Source organism: Streptococcus sp. SP8, assembly GCF_030440045.1.
Classification (GTDB): Bacteria; Bacillota; Bacilli; order Lactobacillales; family Streptococcaceae; genus Streptococcus; species Streptococcus parasanguinis_I.
The window spans coordinates 1-21,743 of record NZ_JAQFJL010000003.1; the positions used below are offsets into that span (position 1 = coordinate 1).

Consider the following 21,743-nt stretch of genomic DNA (forward strand, 5'->3'; position numbering starts at 1 on the left):
AAACTGACGTAAGTCAGTGCACGACAGGGATCCAGTGAGTTAAACGACCATTTGGGAGTTTAGCTCAGCTGGGAGAGCATCTGCCTTACAAGCAGAGGGTCAGCGGTTCGATCCCGTTAACTCCCATAGGTCCCGTAGTGTAGCGGTTATCACGTCGCCCTGTCACGGCGAAGATCGCGGGTTCGATTCCCGTCGGGACCGTTAAGATAATGAAAATTATTTTAAGACTCGTTAGCTCAGTTGGTAGAGCAATTGACTTTTAATCAATGGGTCACTGGTTCGAGCCCAGTACGGGTCATATTTTGCGGGTTTGGCGGAATTGGCAGACGCACCAGATTTAGGATCTGGCGCTTTACGGCGTGGGGGTTCAAGTCCCTTAACCCGCATAAGAGAATAATAATGAGCCGGCTTAGCTCAGTTGGTAGAGCATCTGATTTGTAATCAGAGGGTCGCGTGTTCAAGTCATGTAGCCGGCATTTTTTTATATAAAGAAAGCGATGCGAACGTAGTTCAGTGGTAGAACACCACCTTGCCAAGGTGGGGGTCGCGGGTTCGAATCCCGTCGTTCGCTTTAGGAGGCCGGGGTGGCGGAACTGGCAGACGCACAGGACTTAAAATCCTGCGATTGGTAACGATCGTACCGGTTCGATTCCGGTCCTCGGCATAGACAAAGGTTGAAAGAAGCACCCTTAGCTCAACTGGATAGAGTACCTGACTACGAATCAGGCGGTTAGAGGTTCGACTCCTCTAGGGTGCATGGTCGCAAGGCTATGTAATAATTGAATAGGAACGAGCACCCTTAGCTCAACTGGATAGAGTACCTGACTACGAATCAGGCGGTTAGAGGTTCGACTCCTCTAGGGTGCATAAAGCGGTAGCTTTAGATCGGGAAGTAGCTCAGCTTGGTAGAGTACTTGGTTTGGGACCAAGGTGTCGCAGGTTCGAATCCTGTCTTCCCGATATTATGGCGGTGTAGCTCAGCTGGCTAGAGCGTCCGGTTCATACCCGGGAGGTCGGGGGTTCGATCCCCTTCGCCGCTATATTGTTGATCTTGTTGGACCTTTAGCTCAGCTGGTTAGAGCTCTCGGCTCATAACCGAGTGGTCGTAGGTTCAAGTCCTACAAGGTCCATTGTTATCTTGGAGGATTACCCAAGTCCGGCTGAAGGGAACGGTCTTGAAAACCGTCAGGCGTGTAAAAGCGTGCGTGGGTTCGAATCCCACATCCTCCTTAATATTAACGCGGGATGGAGCAGCTCGGTAGCTCGTCGGGCTCATAACCCGAAGGTCGTAGGTTCAAATCCTGCTCCCGCAATTTGGCTCGGTAGCTCAGTTGGTAGAGCAATGGATTGAAGCTCCATGTGTCGGCGGTTCGATTCCGTCTCGCGCCATTTCCTTTATTAATAAGCGGGTGTAGTTTAGTGGTAAAACTACAGCCTTCCAAGCTGTTGTCGCGAGTTCGATTCTCGTCACCCGCTTTGAACATAGGTTCATTACCAAGTTTTTAACTTGGGCGCGTAGCTCAGGTGGTTAGAGCGCACGCCTGATAAGCGTGAGGTCGGTGGTTCGAGTCCACTCGTGCCCATTTTGGAGAATTACTCAAGAGGCTGAAGAGGACGGTTTGCTAAATCGTTAGGTCGGGTAACTGGCGCGGGGGTTCGAATCCCCCATTCTCCGTATAATTTCGAAGTTTGAGATATCATCTCAAACTATTTTTTATATTTTTGAAGGTTTTGTCTATGTTCTTGAATCGATTCTTTAAAATTTTTAGTTTTGTGTTTGTTTTAACTGTTTCAGGAATTTTATTTCTTTTTCCATCTGTTAGAACTTCGATTGTTTTAAAATCTTCTGATCTATTAGCTATTGTTGATAAGGCAGTATCGGTACCATTTGTTGTTGTGGAATCTAAGGCAAAGGATTTAAAGGATTTATCTGAATTAAATGATGAAAACCGTTCGTTAAAATCACGTCTTTATCAAAAGGATATAGACCAGTCAAAACTTAACCGTTTGGAATCAGAAAATAGAGAATTAAAGGATTTGATGTCAATCAAAAATTCTGTATCGGGTTCTAAACAAATCGTTAGTGAGATTATTGACCGTAATTATGGTTCTTGGGATCAGGAATTTGTTATTGATAAAGGTAGTTCAGATGGAATTTCTGATTCCATGTTTGTTCTTTCATCTGGTGGTGTCATTGGTGTGGTAGAAAGTATAGAGAAAAATTCTAGTAAAGTAAAATTATTAGTCGAAGATACTATTTCTTCACAACACCTGACGTTTAAAATTGAGAGTCAAGGTCAATCTATTTTTGCCTTATTAAATGGTTATGATGAGAAGACGGGTGAGTTTCGGTTGTTGCAAATTGGAGATCCAGTTGAAATTAAAAAAGGATCTCTGGTTTCAACAAGTGGTTTAGGAAAATATAAGAGTAGTGACTTACCTCTTGGTACAGTGACTTCTACTCAAAAGGCATCTGATCAGTTAGGGCAAGAAATTCGTGTGAAACCAAAGGCTAATTTAGATGTCAATCGTTATGTACTATTGATTGGAGAGTAGTGTGAAAGTCATACGTAAGTACCATTTTTTCCCTTTAATCTTATTCTTATCTTTATTTGTTGACGGGCAGATCTCTTTTCTTATTTCTCGTTTCTGTCCAAGCTCCTTTGAATCTACTTCATTTTTATTTCTATATGGTTTTATGTTATTGAGTCTCTATTTCTCTGAGATAGCTAGTATTTGGTGGGGAGTCTTCTTTGGTTTTTGTTTTGATGTGTATTTTTTACACACCCTAGGAATTGCCTTCCTAGTATTTCCTTTACTACAGGTGATTGTTTATCGGTGTAATCAGATTATTTTGGTCAATCGATTGACTCGTTTTTTTACATTTTTATTAACTATTCTATTATTTCAGATTTTAACAAACCTTCTTTTGATTCTTTTTATCGGTATAAAATTTAACTGGATTACATTAATTATTTACCAAATTTCCCCAAGTTTAATTTTGAATGTGCTTCTATTAATAGTATTACAGCCTTTACTTGAAAAGATTTATTTATAAACTCGAAATAAAAATGTAACAATAGCGTAATATAAATTTTTAAAAAATTTGTTATACTAGTTAGTGTCTTATTAGAAAGGGAAAATTTATCTAATGAAGAAAAAATTATTTGCCACAATCTTATTGAGTACAGTTGCTTTATCACAAGGTGCTGTTGTAGCTGGTGTATCAGCTGATTCAACAGATGATAAGATTGCTGCTCAAGATAACAAAATCAATAGTATTAATCAACAACAACAAAGCGCACAAGCTCAGGTAGATCAAATTCAAGGTCAAGTATCTGAAATTAAAAAACAACAAGAAAATCTTCAAGCTGAAAATGACCGTTTGAATGAAGAATCTGAACGATTGTCAGCTGAGATCGATGAGTTGTCAAAAAATATTGTTGCTCGTCAAGAATCACTTGCAAATCAAGCACGTAGTGCTCAAACAACTGGGACTGCAACAAGCTATATTAATGCGATTGTTAGCTCTGGATCTTTGACAGAAGCTATCTCACGTATTTCTGCTATGAACGAAATTGCAGATGCTAACAACAAAATGTTGCAAGAGCAAAAACGTGATAAAGAAGATATTGCACAAAAACAAAAAGAAAACAACGACGCAATCAACACTGTCATTGCAAACAAACAGCAATTAGAAGATGATGCGCAAGCTTTGTCAACAAAAGAAGCTGAGTTGAAAGTAGCACAATTGAACTTGGCTGCTGAAAAATCAACTGCTGAAAACGAAAAGAATGCTTTGTTGCAACAAAAAGCTGAAGCTGAAAAAGCAGCAGCAGCGGCGGCAGCAGCTGAAGCAGCTTACCGTGCAAAACAAAAAGAACAACAAGCAGCTGTAAAAGCTTCTGCTAATACAACTCTTCAAGCACAAGTTCAGGCAGCAGCTCAAACACCTGCTGCAACACCAGCGGCTGCACAAACTCAAGCAGCAGCTCAACCTGCTGTTCAAACTCAAGCAGCGGCTGCGCCAGTAGCAACTGTTTCTCGTCCAACTTATAGTACATCTGCATCATCTTATCCAGTTGGTGAATGTACATGGGGTGCGAAGACATTGGCTCCATGGGCTGGCGATTACTGGGGCAACGGTGGTCAATGGGCTGCAAGTGCAGCGGCTGCTGGATTCCGTACAGGATCTCAACCACAAGTTGGTGCTATTGCATGTTGGAATGATGGTGGATATGGACACGTAGCAGTTGTTACAGCCGTTCAATCTACAACAAGCATCCAAGCTTCTGAGTCTAACTATAATGGTATCCGTAGTATTGGTAACTACCGTGGTTGGTTTAACCCAACAACAGCACAAGGTACTGTTACTTATATCTATCCAAACTAAGAATTACACTGAAGCAGAACATTTGTTCTGCTTCTTTTTTGATAGAATTTAGGTAGTGATAGATTTTGTAATTTCCATAAATTAATATTTGAATATTTGCTTTAAAAGCGATAAAATGATTACAGGAGAAATTTGTGCTGACTGTACAATATGGTTTTAGATTTTACTGGAGGAAATCATGTCATTTTCTGATTTAATGCTCTTTGCTTTGTCGTCAAATCAAGAATTGGCTCAACGTGTGTCTCGTGAAATGGGACTACCGCTTGGAAAGTCAACGGTTCGTCAATTTTCTGATGGAGAAATTCAGGTTAATATTGAAGAATCAATCCGTGGGAAAGATGTTTATATTTTGCAATCCACTAGCTCACCGGTTAACGATAATCTAATGGAAATTTTGATTATGGTAGATGCGTTGAAACGTGCTAGTGCGCAATCCATTAATGTGGTGATGCCATATTACGGCTATGCTCGTCAAGACCGGAAAGCTCGAGCTCGTGAACCAATCACTTCTAAGTTGGTAGCTAATATGCTTGAGGTTGCTGGAGTTGATCGTCTGTTGACAATTGATTTGCATGCCGCACAAATTCAAGGTTTCTTTGATATTCCTGTTGACCACTTGATGGGTGCGCCTTTGATCGCCGATTATTTTGAACGTCGCGGGATGATTGGGAAAGACTATGTTGTTGTCAGTCCAGACCATGGTGGTGTGACTCGTGCTCGGAAATTAGCTGAATTTTTGAAGACACCGATTGCGATTATTGATAAACGTCGAAGCGTCGATAAGATGAATACGAGTGAAGTGATGAATATCATTGGGAGTGTTGAAGGCAAGACTTGTATTTTGATTGATGATATGATTGATACAGCTGGTACAATCTGTCATGCGGCGGATGCCCTTGCAGAAGCAGGTGCTGTTGAAGTTTATGCAAGCTGTACTCACCCTGTTTTATCAGGACCAGCTATGGACAACATCCAAAAATCAGCCATTAAGAAGTTGGTGGTGTTGGATACGATTTATCTACCGGAAGATCGATTAATTGATAAGATTGAGCAAATTTCGATTGCGAAACTCCTTGCAGAGGCCATTGTTCGCATTCACGAAAATCGTCCTCTTTCCCCTCTGTTTGAAATCGGAAATGCCAAAAAATGTTAACAATAAGGAGGCTGGGTAACTAGCCTCTTTTATTTAGGAGGATATACAAATGGAAATCAGAAAATGGTTGGAAAATCTAAAAAAAGAAAAGAAACGGAAAAAACTAGTTCGAGCAGCTAAAGAACTAGAAGCAAAGGCGGATCCTAGTTTGCCCAAGAAACGACTGCCTAAAAATGGGGTGGTGAAATAGGATTCGTTTAGAAGTGTTACGAATTCGTAATTTTATCTTTCAAATAGGTTAAAACCTTAAACTTTTTTTAAAAAATTAAAGAAAAAGTCTTGACATAGGAAGAATATCCTAGTATACTAGTCATAGTTACGAAGTAACGAATAATTTTTGAAAAGAAAAAAGGAGATAAAACAATGAAAAAAGTTTTATTATCATCAGTAGCAGCTCTTGCAGTATTCGCTGCAGCAGCACCAGCAGTTTCTGCATATACACGTACAGATCCAGGAATTAAGTATGGACCAGATAACCAAAATGGAAAAGTTTTGGATAAAGATGGAAATGTTGTAGATACTACAGATCCAAAACAATACAGCCATACTGACAACACATCAAAAACTGATAAATATACACCAGATACTCCTGCAACAAACCCATATGATGCTCCAAACGTACCAGGTAACACTTCACGTCCTGTAACTGTTGAAGCTAATGTAACATATGTGCGTGTAACTGTTAAAGATGTTCAAGGTAACCCTGTAGCAGGTGTTGTAGTTGATATCTTTGATGGTCAAAAATATCAAATGGGTACAACTGATGCGAATGGTGACTTTGCAGTTCCTGCAAAAGCTGGTTTGGTTGCAAAAGCTCGTGTAGCAAATGCTCCTGAAGGATATTTCGTACCAGGTTACTTGTCAGCTCCTAAATCTGCAACTGTTGCTCCAGGACAAATGTTTACAAACATTGAACTTACAGTTGAAAAAACAGCTACTTATAACGTTCCTGGTCAAAAGACTGTAACTCCAGGTAGCGATAACGGTTCTTCTGTAGATGCTAAAAATGAAGCTAAGAAAACTGAAAACAAAGGTGGAGAAGCAGCTAAAGTTGGTAAAGCTGATTCAAAACAAGCTGGTAAAGCTCTTCCAAAAACAAGCGCAGTTAAATAATTTGATTATTAATTAGCTCGTAAAATATCACTGGACCTTCGGGTTCAGTGTTATTTTTTAGAAAAAATCATCAAGAGGAGATCAATCAATGAAAAGAGCTGGGGAAAAAAGTTCAACTAAATTGGGTCTTGTGATTGCTGCTCTTGTTGCAGTTGTTGTGCTTGTTGCTGGATTTATTTTCTTTAATCCTTTTGGAGGAAGTAAGTCATCTAGCACGGCTAAAAAGACAACTGGAACAAGTTCAACCAAGCAAGCAACTAAATATGAACCAAGTCAAGAAGAAAAAGATTATCTGAAAAATCGTTTTGCTCAGTTAACAGCTGTTAACCCAGAAACAATTGCTTATGTCTACGCACCGGGTACTGAGTTGGATGAACCTGTCGTACAAACTACTGATAATGAAACTTATTTGAATAAGACGTTTGATGGTGGAAATGAACCATACATGGGGACAGTCTTCATGGATATGGACAACAAGAAAGACTTCAGTGATCGTTTGACTTGGCTGTTTGGTCATGCTCGTGGTAGTAAGGTCGGCGATCATCGCATGTTTAATGATGTCAACTACTATGACAAACAAGAGTATTTGGACCAACATCCGTATGTTGTGATTGAGACACCAGAGCGGAAATACTACTATGAAGTAATGGGCTTGGTTATTGTCCCAGAGGATACTGCTTTCTACCGTACAAGCTTTAAAGATGATAAAGATTTCACCACTCAGTTGAAGAATATCTATGAGTCAGCTCGTACGAAGAATCCTAATATCAAGATCAAAGCATCTGATAAGTATTTAGTATTGTCAACTTGTCGTGAAGAGGATGAAACCATTCGTTCTAACCTCTACCTTCGTCGAATTCCTGATTCAGAAATGAAGGATTTTGTGGCAAAACATGCAGATCAATTGAAATATGTGGCAACACGTGGCCAACAATAATGGCTTGAAAGACTTAGCATTGCTAAGTCTTTTTTTCATGGAAGGATTTTTGAAATGTCCTTTGGTGGTAAGCAAAAGGTGGGGATCTGGCTTGTTCTTTTGCGATGGGGTCCTATTTATAGTATAATGAATATAAGTGTTTTTGGAGGTGTTCTATGGATTTAACGAAACGTTTTAATAAAAATCTGAATCGGATCGAAGTTTCTTTGATTCGTCAGTTCGATCAATCAATTTCTTCCATTCCTGGTGTCTTGCGTTTGACTTTGGGGGAACCGGATTTTACAACTCCTGAACATGTAAAAGAAGCAGGAAAGGCTGCTATTGATGCGAATTTTAGCCATTACACTGGGATGAGTGGTTTGCTGGCTTTGCGTGAGGCTGCGAGTCAGTTTGTGGCTGATAAATATGGTATTTACTACCGTCCTGAAGATGAGATCTTGGTGACGATCGGTGCGACTGAAGCCCTATCTGCAACCTTGACAGCAATCTTGGAACCTGGAGATGTAGTGCTTCTTCCGGCACCAGCTTATCCTGGTTATGAACCGATTGTGAATTTGGTTGGGGCGGAGATTATTGAAATTGATACGACAGCAGATCGTTTTGTCTTGACTCCTGAAAAGTTGGAAAAGGCCATTCTAGAGCAGGGTGAAAAATTGAAGGCTGTTATTCTCAATTATCCAGCTAATCCAACGGGTGTCACTTATTCGCGCGAACAGATGGCAGAATTAGCTGCTGTCTTAAAAAAATATGAAGTCTTTGTGATTTGTGATGAAGTCTATTCAGAGCTGACTTATACTGGAGAAGCGCATGTCTCTATGGCATCCTTCATTCCTGAGCAGACCATTGTCATTAATGGCTTATCTAAGTCTCATGCCATGACAGGCTGGCGGCTTGGCTTTATCTTTGCGCCTGCTGCATTGACGGCCCAACTCATCAAGAGCCATCAGTATTTGGTAACGGCTGGTGGAACCATGAACCAGTATGCTGCGATTGAGGCCTTGACTGCTGGTCGGGATGATGCGGAGCCGATGAAGAAGGAATATGTGAAGCGTCGGGATTATATTATCGAACAGATGTCCGCGCTTGGGTTTGAGATTATTAAGCCAGATGGAGCCTTCTATATTTTTGCTAAAATCCCAGCTGGTTACAACCAAGATTCCTTTGCTTTCTTGCAAGATTTTGCGCGTGAAAAAGCGGTTGCTTTCATTCCTGGTGCTGCTTTTGGTCAATATGGTGAAGGCTATGTGCGTTTGTCGTATGCAGCCAGCATGGAGGTTATCAAGGAAGCAATGAAACGCTTGAAGGAGTATATGGAAGAACATGCTGGAGTCAATTGAGACCCGGGGAATTGTCCTGTATAATCGGGAGTTTCGTGAGGATGACAAGCTGGTCAAAATCTTCACAGAGAAGTCAGGGAAGCGGATGTTTTTTGTGAAACATGCGGGAAAATCACGATTGAATCCCATGTTACAACCCTTGGTAACGGCGGATATGTTGCTGAAAATCAATGATGATGGGTTGAGTTATATTGATGATTTTCAAGATGTGCAGGTTTATAAGAAAATCAATGCAGATCTTTTTGCTCTTTCTTATGCGACCTATGTTTTGTCGCTTGCGGATGCCAGTATTCAGGATAATCAGGTGGATCCGGCCTTGTTTGCTTTTTTGGAAAAGACCCTGTCTTTGATGGAAGAAGGCTTGGATTATGAAGTTTTGACCAATATTTTTGAGATTCAGATTCTATCTCGGTTTGGGGTTGTCTTGAATCTGCATGAATGCTGTTTCTGCCATCGGGTTGGTCTTCCTTTTGACTATTCCTTCCGGTATAGTGGGGTCCTTTGTCCGGATCATTATGATCGGGATGAGAGACGTGCCCACTGGCATCCAAATGTTCTCTATTTATTGGATCAGTTTCAAGCAGTGCGATTCAGTGAGTTAGAGACGATTTCTCTACAAGCAGAGATGAAAGCAGCTCTACGTCAGGCAATCGATCAGTTGTATGAGGAGTATGTAGGGATCCATTTAAAAGCTAAAAAGTTTATCGATTCCTTAAGTGATTGGGGAGCGATTATGAAAGATTCATCTGGAGGTGAAACATGAAAAAAATTGCAGTAGATGCAATGGGGGGCGATAATGCACCTCAAGCCTTGGTTGAAGGCGTGAATCAAGCCATTCGTGATTTTGATGATATTGAGATTGTCTTGTATGGTGATGAGACAAAAATCAAAAACTATTTAACAGTAACAGAGCGTGTATCGATTGTTCATACGGAGGAAAAAATCGATTCAGATGATGAGCCGGCACGTGCTATTCGTCGGAAAAAACAGTCCTCTATGGTCTTGGCTGCCAAGGATGTGAAGGCTGGTGAGGTGGATGCCATGCTTTCTGCAGGAAATACAGGTGCTTTGTTGGCAGCAGGCTTCTTTATCGTTGGCCGTATCAAAGGGGTGGAACGCCCTGGATTGATGTCCACACTTCCGACGGTTGATGGTCGCGGGTATGACATGTTGGACTTAGGTGCCAATGCGGAAAATACACCAGAGCACTTGCATCAGTATGCTGTGATGGGGTCTTACTACGCGGAAAACGTTCGTGGGATTCAAAAACCACGTGTGGGTCTATTGAACAATGGGACAGAAGCTAGTAAAGGAGATCCTTTGCGCAAGGAAACTTACCAATTGTTATCTGAGGATGCGTCGATTCATTTTGTTGGGAATGTGGAAGCGCGTGATTTGATGGATGGTGTTGCAGATGTTGTTGTGGCGGATGGTTTCACGGGAAACGCTGTCTTGAAAACGATGGAAGGAACAGCTTTTGGAATCTTGAAGCAACTGAAACAAGCAATTGCTACTGGAAACTGGAAGGCGAAACTAGGAGCTTTTCTCCTCAAGGACCGGTTGAAATCATTGAAACAAACCTTGGATTTCTCAGATGTTGGAGGAGCGGTTTTATTTGGCCTTCAAGCACCTGTTGTTAAAACGCATGGTTCGAGTGATGCAAAAGCAGTCTATAGTACCATTCGTCAGATTCGGACTATGTTAGAGACAGATGTTGTTGGAAAATCAGTGAAGGAATTATCGAAGGAAGGATAATGTATGAGTAAACAAAACGAAATTTTAGCTACAATTGAGGAATTTCTCAAAGACCGCAAGGGACCAGATTTCCAAGTTTCTTTGAAATCAGATTTGCGCAAGGATTTACAAGCCGACTCTGTTGAATTGATGGAATTTATTATCAATCTTGAGGATGAATACCAATTGGAGATTCCAGACAAGGCTATTGATGACTTTAACACGGTAGGAGATGTCGTTGACTATATCGAAAAACGAACTGCTAGTAACTAGTTGAAAAGGGATCGTTCAGTGATTGTTCTGGATGATCTTTTTTTCTGTCCTTTTCATTCGGTTTCTGCCTATATTGTACGGAAATTTATTGAAAATCCACTTTGTATGTGATAGAATGAAGGTGATAAAATACGAAAGGCGAACAAAGTCATGACCAATCAACTGATTTATACTGGAAAAGCTAAGGATATCTATACTACTGAGGACGAAAATGTGATTAAGTCGGTCTATAAGGACCAGGCAACCATGCTAAATGGGGCTCGTAAGGAGACTATTAAGGGAAAAGGTGTGCTAAATAATCAGATTTCGTCTCTTATTTTTGAAAAATTGAATGCTGCGGGGGTAGAGACTCACTTTATCGAACGTATTTCTGATACTGAACAACTCAACAAGAAAGTGAAAATCATTCCTTTGGAGGTTGTTCTTCGTAACGTGACGGCGGGTTCTTTCTCTAAACGTTTTGGTGTGGAAGAAGGTTTGGACTTGAAAAACCCTATCGTTGAATTTTACTACAAGAACGATGAGTTGGATGATCCATTTATCAATGATGAACACGTCAAGTTCTTGGATATTGCCAATGATGAACAAATTGCTTATATCAAGGAAGAAACGCGTCGTATCAATGAATTGCTGAAAGATTGGTTTGCACAAATTGGTCTTCGGTTGATTGACTTTAAATTGGAATTTGGTTTTGATAAGGATGGCAAAATCATCTTGGCAGACGAATTCTCTCCAGATAACTGCCGCCTTTGGGATGCTGAAGGGCACCACATGGACAAGGATGTTTTTCGTAGAGATTTGGGCAGTCTAACGGATGTTTATAAGGTCGTGTTAGAGAAGTTGCAGGGATTGAAGTAAAGTTTTACTTGGTCGTCACTACAATCTTTAAGTAGAAATAGATAAAGGAACTAAAATGGATAAACGTATTTTCGTTGAGAAAAAAGCTGATTTTCGTGTCAAATCTGACTCTTTAGTAAAAGAATTACAACATAATCTTCAGTTGAAAACTTTGAATGATCTTCGGATTGTTCAGGTTTATGATGTTTTTAATTTGTCAGAGGACTTGTTTGCACGTGCGGAAAAATATATCTTTTCTGAGCAAGTGACTGATACTGTTTTGGATGAAGCTACAATCAAGGCAGATCTTGAGAAGCATGCTTTCTTTGCCATTGAAAGCTTGCCTGGTCAATTTGACCAACGTGCGGCATCTTCACAGGAAGCTTTGCTGTTGCTTGGGAGTTCAAATGATGTAACGGTGAACACAGCACAATTGTACTTGGTTAACAAGGATATTGATGCGAATGAGTTGGAAGCTGTTAAAAACTACCTCTTGAACCCAGTGGACTCTCGTTTCAAAGATATCACTGTTGGTATTGCGAAACAGGATTTCTCTGAGTCTGACAAGACCATTCCAAATTTGGATTTCTTTGAAACATATACAGCAGAAGATTTTGCACAGTATAAGGCTGAGCAAGGATTGGCCATGGAAGTGGATGACCTTCTCTTCATTCAAGATTACTTCAAGTCTATTGGTCGTGTGCCAACTGAGACTGAGTTGAAGGTGTTGGATACTTACTGGTCTGACCACTGTCGTCACACAACTTTCGAGACTGAGTTGAAAAACATCGACTTCTCAGCTTCTAAATTTGAAAAACAATTGCAAGCGACTTATGACAAGTATATTGCCATGCGTGATGAGTTGGGACGTACCGAAAAACCTCAAACTTTGATGGATATGGCGACTATTTTTGGTCGTTATGAGCGTGCCAATGGTCGTTTGGATGACATGGAAGTGTCTGATGAAATCAATGCCTGCTCTGTTGAAATTGAAGTGGATGTTAATGGTGTCAAAGAACCATGGCTTCTCATGTTCAAAAATGAAACCCACAACCACCCAACGGAAATTGAACCATTTGGTGGTGCGGCTACTTGTATCGGTGGGGCCATTCGTGACCCATTGTCAGGTCGTTCATACGTTTACCAAGCCATGCGTATTTCAGGTGCTGGTGATATTACAACACCAATTGCCGAAACTCGTGCTGGTAAATTGCCACAACAAGTGATTTCTAAAACAGCGGCTCACGGTTATTCTTCATACGGTAACCAAATTGGTCTTGCAACAACTTATGTTCGTGAATACTTCCACCCAGGTTTCGTTGCTAAGCGTATGGAGCTAGGTGCAGTTGTCGGTGCGGCTCCTAAGGAAAATGTGGTCCGTGAAAAACCTGAAGCAGGTGATGTGATTATCTTGCTCGGTGGTAAGACTGGACGTGACGGTGTCGGTGGTGCGACAGGTTCTTCTAAAGTTCAAACGGTTGAATCTGTTGAAACAGCTGGTGCTGAGGTTCAAAAAGGGAATGCCATCGAAGAACGTAAGATTCAACGTCTTTTCCGTAATGGGGAAGTGACACGTCTGATCAAGAAATCAAATGACTTTGGTGCCGGTGGTGTCTGTGTGGCGATCGGTGAATTGGCAGATGGTCTTGAAATTGATCTAGACAAAGTGCCATTGAAATACCAAGGTTTGAACGGTACAGAAATTGCTATCTCAGAATCTCAAGAACGGATGGCTGTAGTGGTTCGTCCAGAAGATGTAGATGCTTTCGTTGCTGAATGTAACAAAGAAAATATTGATGCTGTTGTCGTTGCAACAGTAACTGAAAAACCAAATCTTGTCATGCACTGGAATGGTGAAACCATCGTTGATTTGGAACGTCGTTTCCTTGATACAAACGGTGTACGTGTGGTTGTAGATGCTAAGGTGGTTGACAAGGATGTCAAGCTTCCAGAAGAACGTCAAACATCTGCTGAAACCCTTGAAGCGGATACTCTTGAAGTCTTGGCTGACCTGAACCATGCCAGTCAAAAAGGGTTACAAACCATCTTTGATAGCTCAGTTGGACGTTCAACAGTTAATCACCCACTCGGTGGTCGCTACCAAATCACACCAACGGAAGCTTCTGTACAGAAATTGCCAGTCCAACATGGCGTGACAACAACTGCATCTGTCATGGCGCAAGGATTCAACCCTTATGTAGCAGAATGGTCTCCATATCATGGCGCTGCTTATGCGGTTATCGAAGCCACAGCTCGTTTGGTTGCTGCTGGTGCAAACTGGTCTAAGGCTCGTTTCTCTTATCAGGAATACTTCGAGCGTATGGATAAACAAGCAGAGCGTTTTGGTCAACCAGTAGCTGCTCTCCTTGGATCCATCGAAGCTCAGATTCAACTTGGTTTGCCATCTATCGGTGGGAAAGACTCGATGTCTGGTACCTTTGAAGAATTGACAGTACCACCAACCTTGGTTGCTTTTGGGGTGACGACTGCAGATAGCCGTAAGGTTCTTTCTCCAGAATTTAAAGCTGCTGGTGAAAACATCTATTACATCCCAGGTCAAGCTTTGGCACAAGAAATTGACTTTGATCTCATCAAGTCGAACTTTGCTCAATTTGAAGTTATCCAAGCTGACCACAAAGTGACAGCTGCATCAGCTGTTAAATATGGTGGTGTGGTTGAAGCTCTTGCCCTTGCAACGTTTGGTAACCATATCGGAGCAAACATCGAATTAACTGACCTTGACACTAGCTTGACAGCTCAATTGGGTGGATTCGTCTTCACATCTCCTGAAGAAATTGCAGGTGTTGCCAAGATCGGACAAACAGCAGCTGACTTTACACTTACTGTCAATGGTGTAACGCTTGATGGACACAAACTTGACAGTGCCTTCCAAGGTAAATTGGAAGAGGTTTACCCAACGGAATTTGCACAGGCAACTGAGTTGGAAGAAGTACCTGCTGTAGCATCAGATGCTGTGATCAAAGCAAAAGAAACAGTTGAAACACCAGTAGTTTACATCCCAGTATTCCCAGGTACCAACTCAGAATATGACTCCGCTAAGGCCTTCGAAAAAGAAGGAGCAAAAGTCAACTTGGTACCATTTGTCACGCTGAATGAAGAAGCGATTGTCAAGTCTGTTGACACCATGGTTGACAACATAGAAAAAGCTAACATTATCTTCTTTGCAGGTGGCTTCTCAGCAGCGGATGAACCTGATGGATCAGCTAAATTCATCGTTAACATTTTGCTCAATGAAAAAGTACGTGCAGCTATTGATCACTTCATCGAACGTGGTGGTTTGATTATTGGTATCTGTAACGGATTCCAAGCCCTTGTTAAATCAGGTCTTCTTCCATACGGTAACTTTGAAGATGCAAGCAGCACGAGTCCAACCCTCTTCTACAATGATGCCAACCAACACGTGGCTAAGATGGTGGAAACACGGATTGCCAATACGAACTCACCATGGCTTGCCGGAGTAAAAGTTGGTGACATTCATGCCATCCCAGTATCACACGGTGAAGGGAAGTTTGTCGTGACAGCTGAGGAATTTGCAGAGCTTCGTGACAATGGTCAAATCTTTACCCAATATGTTGATTTCGAAGGGAAACCAAGCATGGATTCAAAATACAATCCAAATGGTTCTGTCCATGCGATCGAAGGTATCACAAGTAAGAACGGTCAAATTATTGGGAAGATGGGTCACTCAGAACGTTTTGAAGACGGTCTCTTCCAAAATATTCCAGGAAATAAAGATCAACATCTCTTTGCATCAGCGGTTAAATACTTTACTGGAAAATAAAAGGTATACAAAATGACATATGAAGTTAAATCTCTTAATGAAGAATGTGGTATTTTTGGGATCTGGGGACACCCAGATGCTGCAAAACTGACTTATTTCGGATTACACAGTCTTCAACACCGTGGTCAAGAAGGGGCGGGGATCCTTTCGAATGATGCGGGTCAACTAAAACGGTATCGTGATACGGGTCTTCTCTCAGAAGTATTTCGAAATCCTGCTAACTTGGATAAGTTAACAGGAACGGGAGCGATTGGCCATGTTCGCTATGCGACAGCTGGGGAAGCTTCGGTGGATAACATCCAGCCCTTCCTCTTTCGCTTTCATGATACCCAGTTTGGACTGGCTCACAATGGGAATTTGACCAATGCCAAGTCCCTTAAACGGGAGTTGGAAAATAACGGAGCGATCTTTAGCTCAACTTCTGATTCAGAAATCTTGGCCCACTTGATTCGTCGGAGCCACAACCCTTCTTTCATGGGTAAGGTGAAAGAAGCCCTGAATACGGTGAAAGGTGGATTTGCTTACCTTCTCATGCTAGAAGATAAGCTGATTGCGGCCTTGGATCCAAATGGTTTCCGTCCTCTTTCGATTGGGAAAATGGCCAATGGCGCTATTGTGGTTTCATCTGAAACCTGTGCCTTTGAAGTGGTTGGTGCTGAGTGGATCCGCGATGTGAATCCAGGTGAAGTCGTGATTATCGATGATAATGGTATTACTTACGATAACTATACAACGGACACCCAATTGGCTGTTTGCTCGATGGAGTATATCTACTTTGCTCGCCCAGACTCCAATATCCAAGGGGTCAATGTCCATACCGCCCGTAAACGTATGGGAGCTCAATTGGCACGTGAATTCAAACATGAAGCAGATATTGTGGTCGGTGTACCTAATTCATCACTTAGCGCAGCCATGGGATTTGCGGAAGAATCTGGCCTACCAAATGAAATGGGCTTGATTAAAAACCAATATACCCAACGGACCTTTATTCAACCAACACAAGAACTACGGGAGCAAGGGGTTCGGATGAAGCTCTCTGCCGTATCCGGTGTCGTGAAAGGCAAACGGGTTGTCATGATTGATGATTCTATCGTACGTGGGACAACATCACGTCGAATTGTGAAGTTATTGAAAGAAGCAGGAGCTACAGAGGTCCACGTAGCAATCGGTAGCCCAGCCCTTGCCTACCCATGTTTCTACGGGATCGATATTCAAACACGTAAGGAATTGATTGCTGCCAATCACACAGTAGAGGAAACACGCGATATCATTGGTGCAGATAGCTTGACGTATTTGTCAATCGATGGCTTGATTGATTCTATTGGAATTGATACAGATGCTCCAAATGGCGGTCTTTGTGTGGCTTACTTTGATGGAAAATATCCAACGCCTTTATATGACTACGAAGAACGCTATGTGGAAAGTTTGAAAGAACATACTTCTTTCTATTAAGAGCAGTGCAAAAGAAAAGGAATGAAACAAATGACAAATAAAAATGCGTATGCACAGTCTGGTGTGGATGTTGAAGCGGGTTATGAAGTTGTTGAACGGATCAAAAAACACGTGGCTCGTACGGAACGTGCAGGTGTTATGGGAGCTCTCGGTGGCTTCGGTGGTATGTTCGATCTTTCAAAAACAGGTGTCAAAGAGCCTGTTTTGATTTCAGGTACAGATGGTGTCGGTACTAAACTCATGCTTGCTATTAAGTACGACAAACACGATACGATCGGTCAAGACTGTGTGGCCATGTGTGTTAACGATATCATCGCCGCAGGTGCGGAGCCCCTTTACTTCCTTGACTATATCGCAACTGGTAAAAATGAACCAGCTAAATTAGAGCAAGTCGTTGCTGGTGTTGCAGAAGGTTGTGTGCAGGCTGGTGCAGCCCTTATCGGTGGAGAAACGGCTGAAATGCCTGGTATGTATGGTGAAGATGACTATGATTTGGCTGGGTTTGCTGTCGGTGTTGCAGAAAAATCTCAAATCATTGACGGTTCAAAAGTAGCTGAAGGGGATGTGATTCTTGGACTTGCTTCAAGCGGTATCCACTCAAATGGTTACTCACTTGTTCGTCGTGTCTTTGCGGATTACACAGGTGAAGAAGTTCTTCTAGAATTGGAAGGGAAGAAACTTAAAGACGTTCTTTTGGAACCAACTCGTATCTACGTCAAAGCAGCTTTGCCACTCATCAAAGAAGAATTGGTCAACGGAATTGCCCACATCACAGGTGGTGGTTTCATCGAAAATGTACCACGGATGTTCTCAGATGACTTGGCTGCTGAAATTGACGAAAGCAAAGTCCCAGTTCTTCCAATTTTCAAAGCTCTTGAAAAATATGGCCAAATTAAACATGAAGAAATGTTTGAAATCTTCAACATGGGGATTGGTCTCATGCTTGCAGTGAAACCAGAAAATGTGGAACGTGTCAAAGAACTTCTTGACGAACCTGTTTATGAAATTGGTCGTATTGTGAAGAAAGATGGCGCAAGTGTGGTGATTAAATAATGGCTAAAAAAATTGCTGTTTTTGCTTCCGGAAACGGCTCGAACTTTCAGGTGATTGCGGAACAATTTCCAGTAGAATTTGTCTTTTCAGATCACCGGGATGCCTATGTCTTAGAACGTGCCAAGAACCTTGGTGTAGCTAGTCATGCCTTTGAACTCAAGGAATTTGATAATAAAGCAGCTTATGAAGAAGCTATCGTCAAACTCTTGGATGAGCACCAGATTGACTTGGTTTGCTTGGCGGGTTATATGAAGATTGTTGGCCCAACCTTGTTAGCAGCTTATGAAGGCCGTATCATCAATATTCACCCGGCTTATCTCCCTGAATTTCCAGGTGCTCATGGTATTGAGGATGCTTGGAATGCGGGTGTTGCTGAGAGCGGCGTGACCATTCACTGGGTGGATTCTGGTGTGGACACTGGTAAGGTCATCAAACAAGTCCGTGTGCCACGTCTAGAAAGTGATACCCTTGATACTTTCGAAACTCGCATCCACGAAACAGAGTACAAGCTCTATCCAGTAGTTTTGGAACGTTTGGGAGTAGCACGAAAATAAGGAAGCCATTGATCGGAAAGAACATTTTCGACTGTAGCAGATAAAGAACTTTTTTAAAAAGGAAAAGAAAGAAAATGACTAAACGCGCACTAGTTAGTGTTTCAGACAAAGCGGGCATCGTTGAATTTGCCCAAGAACTCAAAAAACTTGGTTGGGACATCATCTCAACAGGTGGGACTAAAGTTGCCCTTGACAATGCTGGTGTTGATACCATTGCCATCGACGATGTGACTGGTTTCCCAGAAATGATGGACGGTCGTGTGAAGACCCTCCACCCAAATATCCACGGTGGTCTCCTCGCTCGTCGTGACCTCGATAGCCACCTTCAAGCAGCTAAGGACAATAATATCGAATTGATTGACCTTGTTGTGGTCAACCTTTACCCATTCAAAGAAACGATTCTTAAACCAGACGTAACTTACGCGGATGCGGTTGAAAACATCGATATTGGTGGGCCATCCATGCTTCGATCAGCAGCTAAAAACCATGCTAGCGTAACGGTTGTGGTAGATCCTACTGATTATGCTGTGGTGCTTGACGAATTGGCAGCCAACGGCGAAACAAGTTACGAAACTCGCCAACGTTTGGCAGCGAAAGTCTTCCGCCACACAGCAGCCTATGATGCTTTGATCGCAGAATACTTCACAGCTCAAGTGGGTGAAAGTAAACCTGAAAAACTTACTTTGACTTATGATCTCAAGCAACCAATGCGTTACGGGGAAAATCCTCAACAAGACGCAGACTTCTACCAAAAAGCTTTTCCAACGGATTACTCCATCGCTTCAGCGAAACAGTTGAACGGGAAAGAATTGTCCTTCAACAATATCCGTGACGCTGATGCGGCTATCCGGATCATCCGTGATTTCAAAGACCGTCCAACAGTTGTGGCCTTGAAACACATGAACCCATGTGGGATTGGTCAAGCAGATGATATCGAGACTGCTTGGGACTATGCGTATGAGTCTGATCCAGTATCCATCTTTGGTGGAATCGTGGTTCTCAACCGTGAAGTAGACGCTGCGACAGCTCAAAAAATGCACGGTGTCTTCCTTGAAATCATCATTGCACCAAGCTATACAGATGAAGCGCTTGAAATCTTGACTACCAAGAAGAAAAACTTGCGGATTCTTGAGCTACCGTTTGAAGCTCAAGATGCCAGTGAAGCAGAAGCAGAATACACTGGTGTTGTTGGTGGTCTCCTCGTTCAAAACCAAGACGTCGTCAAAGAAAGCCTAGCTGACTGGCAAGTGGTTACGAAACGCCAACCAACTGAGACAGAAGCGACAGCTCTTGAGTTTGCTTGGAAAGCGATCAAGTACGTCAAATCAAATGGGATCATCGTGACCAACGACCACATGACACTTGGTGTTGGCCCTGGTCAAACCAACCGTGTGGCTTCAGTCCGCATCGCTATTGACCAAGCTAAAGACCGTCTTGACGGCGCTGTTCTTGCTTCCGATGCCTTCTTCCCATTTGCGGATAACGTGGAAGAAATTGCGAAAGCAGGGATTAAAGCGATCATCCAGCCGGGTGGATCAGTCCGTGACCAAGAGTCAATTGAAGCGGCTGATAAATACGGATTGGCTATGGTCTTCACAGGAGTGAGACATTTTAGACATTGATGGGTATTTTAAAATTAGCTCATTATCAACTGTGATAAAGGATTTATCGCTAACAAAAAGAGAAGACGTAAGTTGTCTTCTCTTTTTGTATGTTTAAAACAATAAGCATTTTAGTGTTAGAAATTATTAAAATGATTTGTTAGAGCTGTTCATGACGAATCTCGAAAAACTCAGTTTCTCACTTAACTATTTTTTATACGTTTTATGGTGTTTAAGGTTGTTGTGACTAGCTCGTTAATAGGCATGGCTTTATAATCTCCTTTTAACCATTCATCAAAAATATTGTAGAGACCGCCGGTAATGAATCTAATATCATAGTTGATTTGTCTTTGATCACTATTTGTGATGTGCCAAGGTGCCATGACAGTGGTATAAGTAGCAGGAAGCTTATCGTAAGACCTTTGCAAGATAAGCACGAGTAAGTTTGCGTCTTGCAAAATTTTTAATGGCTCAGTGTACTGGCTCCAATACTGAAAGAAAAGGTTCACTAAATCTTCAAAATTAGTCAGTTTTGCTGTTTGAAGTTCGATAATATAGTATTGGATTAAGCGGTCTAAATAGTTCGTAAGAACTTCCTCTTTTGAATGGTAATAACGATAAAATGTTCGTCTGGCAATCTGAGCATGCTCGCTGAGTTCAGCAATGCTGATATTTTGGAGAGACTTCTTAGTTGCTAATAAATCGAACAAGGCTTCCTCCAGCCATTGTCGCGTTTGATATTCCATGGTATTTTTCCTTTCCTGTCACACTTTTGGTCAAACTGTGCCAATATCTCTTAACCTCTTGTTTTTGTAACAGTTTATCTTTATACTAAAAGTGTTGCGCGTGATATATGATTATCATTTATTCTTAACATTGTACAATTGTTAGTTGTTATTAAGGAGGTAAAGGTATGAGCATTCTTTTTAATGTTTGGATGCTGCCTATTTTATTTATTTTACATGATTTTGAAGAAATAATTTTTATGCCCTTGTGGAAAACACGGCATCATCAAAAGTTAGAAACTTTTAAGAAACCGTTCTTTGGTTCCGTTACGCAAGGTTCCGCTTTTGCAGTAGGTGTGTTCGAAGAATTTATCATCCTGGTGTTTATTTCTGGATTCTGCCAAATAACTCACAACAGTTTACTCTATTTATCTTTTGTAATAGCTTATACAGCTCATTTCATAATCCATTATATCATGTGCCTGCAATTTGGGGGCTATGTTCCTGGAGTCGTCACGGTAACCCTAGAATTGCCAATGGTTCTAATGATTATTTCCCACTATTGGCCTTCTGACATTTCTTTGTTATCAGTCGTTGTCTATCTTTTATTGGCCATGGTAATAGCTTTTACGAATCTTAAAATCATGCATCTCATCATGCCAAAAATTCAAACACATCTAGAAAAATACGCGAAATGAAAAACGATTAAATGAGAGCTACTTTTTAACCTTTCTGATATAACTGGTTAATGAGCAACCAAGAATCTATCGAAGCGGCTG

General features: G+C 41.6%; 19 protein-coding genes and 18 tRNA genes. 36 read left to right on the top strand and 1 reads right to left on the bottom strand.

The window, feature by feature from the left end; all coding sequences use genetic code 11:
- The first annotated feature begins 53 nt into the window (after window positions 1-53).
- From PCY11_RS04300 to purH, 35 genes are all read left to right on the top strand, one after another.
- Window positions 54-126, top strand: a tRNA-Val gene (locus PCY11_RS04300).
- Window positions 127-128: 2 nt separating this feature from the next.
- Window positions 129-201 (top strand) — tRNA-Asp (locus tag PCY11_RS04305).
- Between the two features lie 24 nt (window positions 202-225).
- Window positions 226-298: transfer RNA gene (locus tag PCY11_RS04310), tRNA-Lys, on the top strand.
- Window positions 299-304: 6 nt separating this feature from the next.
- Window positions 305-386: transfer RNA gene (locus PCY11_RS04315), tRNA-Leu, on the top strand.
- Between the two features lie 17 nt (window positions 387-403).
- Window positions 404-476, top strand: a tRNA-Thr gene (locus PCY11_RS04320).
- 23 nt (window positions 477-499) lie between these two features.
- Window positions 500-571 (top strand) — tRNA-Gly (locus PCY11_RS04325).
- Between the two features lie 7 nt (window positions 572-578).
- Window positions 579-664: transfer RNA gene (locus tag PCY11_RS04330), tRNA-Leu, on the top strand.
- Between the two features lie 19 nt (window positions 665-683).
- Window positions 684-757 (top strand) — tRNA-Arg (locus tag PCY11_RS04335).
- Window positions 758-793: 36 nt separating this feature from the next.
- A tRNA-Arg gene (locus tag PCY11_RS04340) sits at window positions 794-867 on the top strand.
- 19 nt (window positions 868-886) lie between these two features.
- Window positions 887-960: transfer RNA gene (locus tag PCY11_RS04345), tRNA-Pro, on the top strand.
- Between the two features lie 6 nt (window positions 961-966).
- Window positions 967-1,040: transfer RNA gene (locus PCY11_RS04350), tRNA-Met, on the top strand.
- 16 nt (window positions 1,041-1,056) lie between these two features.
- Window positions 1,057-1,130 (top strand) — tRNA-Ile (locus PCY11_RS04355).
- Between the two features lie 10 nt (window positions 1,131-1,140).
- Window positions 1,141-1,230, top strand: a tRNA-Ser gene (locus tag PCY11_RS04360).
- A gap of 9 nt (window positions 1,231-1,239) precedes the next feature.
- Window positions 1,240-1,313, top strand: a tRNA-Met gene (locus PCY11_RS04365).
- A gap of 3 nt (window positions 1,314-1,316) precedes the next feature.
- Window positions 1,317-1,389: transfer RNA gene (locus PCY11_RS04370), tRNA-Phe, on the top strand.
- Window positions 1,390-1,405: 16 nt separating this feature from the next.
- Window positions 1,406-1,476, top strand: a tRNA-Gly gene (locus PCY11_RS04375).
- Window positions 1,477-1,509: 33 nt separating this feature from the next.
- Window positions 1,510-1,583 (top strand) — tRNA-Ile (locus PCY11_RS04380).
- 4 nt (window positions 1,584-1,587) lie between these two features.
- Window positions 1,588-1,675 (top strand) — tRNA-Ser (locus PCY11_RS04385).
- Window positions 1,676-1,737: 62 nt separating this feature from the next.
- Window positions 1,738-2,556: a rod shape-determining protein MreC gene (gene mreC, locus PCY11_RS04390; RefSeq protein ID WP_150904981.1), complete on the top strand. Its 819-nt coding sequence runs from the start codon at window positions 1,738-1,740 to the stop codon at window positions 2,554-2,556.
- A 1-nt stretch (window position 2,557) separates the two neighbouring features.
- A complete protein-coding gene (gene mreD / locus PCY11_RS04395; RefSeq protein ID WP_301362524.1) occupies window positions 2,558-3,058 on the top strand; it encodes a rod shape-determining protein MreD in 501 nt (166 codons plus the stop codon).
- 93 nt (window positions 3,059-3,151) lie between these two features.
- Window positions 3,152-4,393 (top strand): peptidoglycan hydrolase PcsB, encoded by a 1,242-nt coding sequence (pcsB, locus tag PCY11_RS04400; RefSeq protein WP_301362525.1) that lies wholly within the window; start codon window positions 3,152-3,154, stop codon window positions 4,391-4,393.
- A gap of 178 nt (window positions 4,394-4,571) precedes the next feature.
- Window positions 4,572-5,546 (top strand): ribose-phosphate diphosphokinase, encoded by a 975-nt coding sequence (locus PCY11_RS04405; protein ID WP_021154183.1) that lies wholly within the window; start codon window positions 4,572-4,574, stop codon window positions 5,544-5,546.
- Window positions 5,547-5,595: 49 nt separating this feature from the next.
- Window positions 5,596-5,736 carry a hypothetical protein gene (locus tag PCY11_RS04410; RefSeq protein ID WP_176744607.1) on the top strand — a complete coding sequence of 47 codons (141 nt, stop codon included), beginning with the start codon at window positions 5,596-5,598 and terminating at the stop codon, window positions 5,734-5,736.
- A 173-nt stretch (window positions 5,737-5,909) separates the two neighbouring features.
- Complete coding sequence (locus PCY11_RS04415; protein WP_301362526.1) at window positions 5,910-6,659, top strand: LPKTxAVK-anchored surface protein; 750 nt, start codon at window positions 5,910-5,912, stop codon at window positions 6,657-6,659.
- An 88-nt stretch (window positions 6,660-6,747) separates the two neighbouring features.
- Window positions 6,748-7,596, top strand: a complete 849-nt coding sequence (gene srtB / locus PCY11_RS04420) for a class B sortase, LPKTxAVK-specific (protein ID WP_301362527.1) — start codon at window positions 6,748-6,750, stop codon at window positions 7,594-7,596.
- Between the two features lie 155 nt (window positions 7,597-7,751).
- The gene (locus PCY11_RS04425; protein ID WP_301362528.1) at window positions 7,752-8,933 is read left to right on the top strand and encodes a pyridoxal phosphate-dependent aminotransferase; all 1,182 of its coding nucleotides are present in this window, start codon (window positions 7,752-7,754) and stop codon (window positions 8,931-8,933) included.
- Entirely contained in the window at window positions 8,917-9,696 is a 780-nt protein-coding gene (gene recO / locus PCY11_RS04430) for a DNA repair protein RecO (RefSeq protein ID WP_301362529.1), read from the top strand. The genes PCY11_RS04425 and recO overlap by 17 nt, the downstream gene beginning before the upstream one ends.
- On the top strand, window positions 9,693-10,688 hold the full coding sequence (gene plsX, locus PCY11_RS04435; protein ID WP_301362530.1) for a phosphate acyltransferase PlsX: 996 nt from the start codon (window positions 9,693-9,695) through the stop codon (window positions 10,686-10,688). The genes recO and plsX overlap by 4 nt, the downstream gene beginning before the upstream one ends.
- Before the next feature lie 3 nt (window positions 10,689-10,691).
- The gene (locus PCY11_RS04440; RefSeq protein WP_023920024.1) at window positions 10,692-10,940 is read left to right on the top strand and encodes a phosphopantetheine-binding protein; all 249 of its coding nucleotides are present in this window, start codon (window positions 10,692-10,694) and stop codon (window positions 10,938-10,940) included.
- Between the two features lie 150 nt (window positions 10,941-11,090).
- On the top strand, window positions 11,091-11,798 hold the full coding sequence (gene purC / locus PCY11_RS04445; RefSeq protein WP_301362531.1) for a phosphoribosylaminoimidazolesuccinocarboxamide synthase: 708 nt from the start codon (window positions 11,091-11,093) through the stop codon (window positions 11,796-11,798).
- Between the two features lie 55 nt (window positions 11,799-11,853).
- Entirely contained in the window at window positions 11,854-15,579 is a 3,726-nt protein-coding gene (locus PCY11_RS04450; protein WP_301362532.1) for a phosphoribosylformylglycinamidine synthase, read from the top strand.
- A gap of 12 nt (window positions 15,580-15,591) precedes the next feature.
- Complete coding sequence (purF, locus tag PCY11_RS04455) at window positions 15,592-17,031, top strand: amidophosphoribosyltransferase (RefSeq protein WP_003009289.1); 1,440 nt, start codon at window positions 15,592-15,594, stop codon at window positions 17,029-17,031.
- A 30-nt stretch (window positions 17,032-17,061) separates the two neighbouring features.
- Window positions 17,062-18,084 carry a phosphoribosylformylglycinamidine cyclo-ligase gene (gene purM, locus PCY11_RS04460; protein WP_301362533.1) on the top strand — a complete coding sequence of 341 codons (1,023 nt, stop codon included), beginning with the start codon at window positions 17,062-17,064 and terminating at the stop codon, window positions 18,082-18,084.
- Window positions 18,084-18,638, top strand: coding sequence for a phosphoribosylglycinamide formyltransferase (gene purN / locus PCY11_RS04465; RefSeq protein ID WP_301362534.1), 555 nt, complete (start codon window positions 18,084-18,086; stop codon window positions 18,636-18,638). Before purM ends, purN begins: the two co-directional genes overlap by 1 nt.
- Before the next feature lie 74 nt (window positions 18,639-18,712).
- A complete protein-coding gene (purH, locus tag PCY11_RS04470) occupies window positions 18,713-20,260 on the top strand; it encodes a bifunctional phosphoribosylaminoimidazolecarboxamide formyltransferase/IMP cyclohydrolase (protein ID WP_301362535.1) in 1,548 nt (515 codons plus the stop codon).
- 182 nt (window positions 20,261-20,442) lie between these two features.
- Here the strand turns inward: purH and PCY11_RS04475 are convergent, their stop codons facing one another.
- Entirely contained in the window at window positions 20,443-20,985 is a 543-nt protein-coding gene (locus PCY11_RS04475; RefSeq protein ID WP_024055466.1) for a TetR/AcrR family transcriptional regulator, read from the bottom strand.
- 167 nt (window positions 20,986-21,152) lie between these two features.
- Between PCY11_RS04475 and PCY11_RS04480 the strand changes: the two genes are divergently transcribed.
- Window positions 21,153-21,662, top strand: a complete 510-nt coding sequence (locus PCY11_RS04480; RefSeq protein ID WP_049498785.1) for an HXXEE domain-containing protein — start codon at window positions 21,153-21,155, stop codon at window positions 21,660-21,662.
- Window positions 21,663-21,743: the final 81 nt, after the last annotated feature.

Excerpts from the sequence above, each read along its gene's own strand:
- purH (WP_301362535.1), top strand. The coding sequence starts at position 18,713 with ATGACTAAACGCGCACTAGTTAGTGTTTCAGACAAAGCGGGCATCGTT.
- PCY11_RS04410 (WP_176744607.1), top strand. The coding sequence starts at position 5,596 with ATGGAAATCAGAAAATGGTTGGAAAATCTAAAAAAAGAAAAGAAACGG.
- PCY11_RS04475 (WP_024055466.1), bottom strand. The coding sequence starts at position 20,985 with ATGGAATATCAAACGCGACAATGGCTGGAGGAAGCCTTGTTCGATTTA.
- PCY11_RS04480 (WP_049498785.1), top strand. The coding sequence starts at position 21,153 with ATGAGCATTCTTTTTAATGTTTGGATGCTGCCTATTTTATTTATTTTA.
- PCY11_RS04440 (WP_023920024.1), top strand. The coding sequence starts at position 10,692 with ATGAGTAAACAAAACGAAATTTTAGCTACAATTGAGGAATTTCTCAAA.
- recO (WP_301362529.1), top strand. The coding sequence starts at position 8,917 with ATGCTGGAGTCAATTGAGACCCGGGGAATTGTCCTGTATAATCGGGAG.
- PCY11_RS04415 (WP_301362526.1), top strand. The coding sequence starts at position 5,910 with ATGAAAAAAGTTTTATTATCATCAGTAGCAGCTCTTGCAGTATTCGCT.
- purN (WP_301362534.1), top strand. The coding sequence starts at position 18,084 with ATGGCTAAAAAAATTGCTGTTTTTGCTTCCGGAAACGGCTCGAACTTT.
- pcsB (WP_301362525.1), top strand. The coding sequence starts at position 3,152 with ATGAAGAAAAAATTATTTGCCACAATCTTATTGAGTACAGTTGCTTTA.
- purM (WP_301362533.1), top strand. The coding sequence starts at position 17,062 with ATGACAAATAAAAATGCGTATGCACAGTCTGGTGTGGATGTTGAAGCG.
- srtB (WP_301362527.1), top strand. The coding sequence starts at position 6,748 with ATGAAAAGAGCTGGGGAAAAAAGTTCAACTAAATTGGGTCTTGTGATT.
- purC (WP_301362531.1), top strand. The coding sequence starts at position 11,091 with ATGACCAATCAACTGATTTATACTGGAAAAGCTAAGGATATCTATACT.
- PCY11_RS04405 (WP_021154183.1), top strand. The coding sequence starts at position 4,572 with ATGTCATTTTCTGATTTAATGCTCTTTGCTTTGTCGTCAAATCAAGAA.
- mreC (WP_150904981.1), top strand. The coding sequence starts at position 1,738 with ATGTTCTTGAATCGATTCTTTAAAATTTTTAGTTTTGTGTTTGTTTTA.
- PCY11_RS04450 (WP_301362532.1), top strand. The coding sequence starts at position 11,854 with ATGGATAAACGTATTTTCGTTGAGAAAAAAGCTGATTTTCGTGTCAAA.
- plsX (WP_301362530.1), top strand. The coding sequence starts at position 9,693 with ATGAAAAAAATTGCAGTAGATGCAATGGGGGGCGATAATGCACCTCAA.
- PCY11_RS04425 (WP_301362528.1), top strand. The coding sequence starts at position 7,752 with ATGGATTTAACGAAACGTTTTAATAAAAATCTGAATCGGATCGAAGTT.
- purF (WP_003009289.1), top strand. The coding sequence starts at position 15,592 with ATGACATATGAAGTTAAATCTCTTAATGAAGAATGTGGTATTTTTGGG.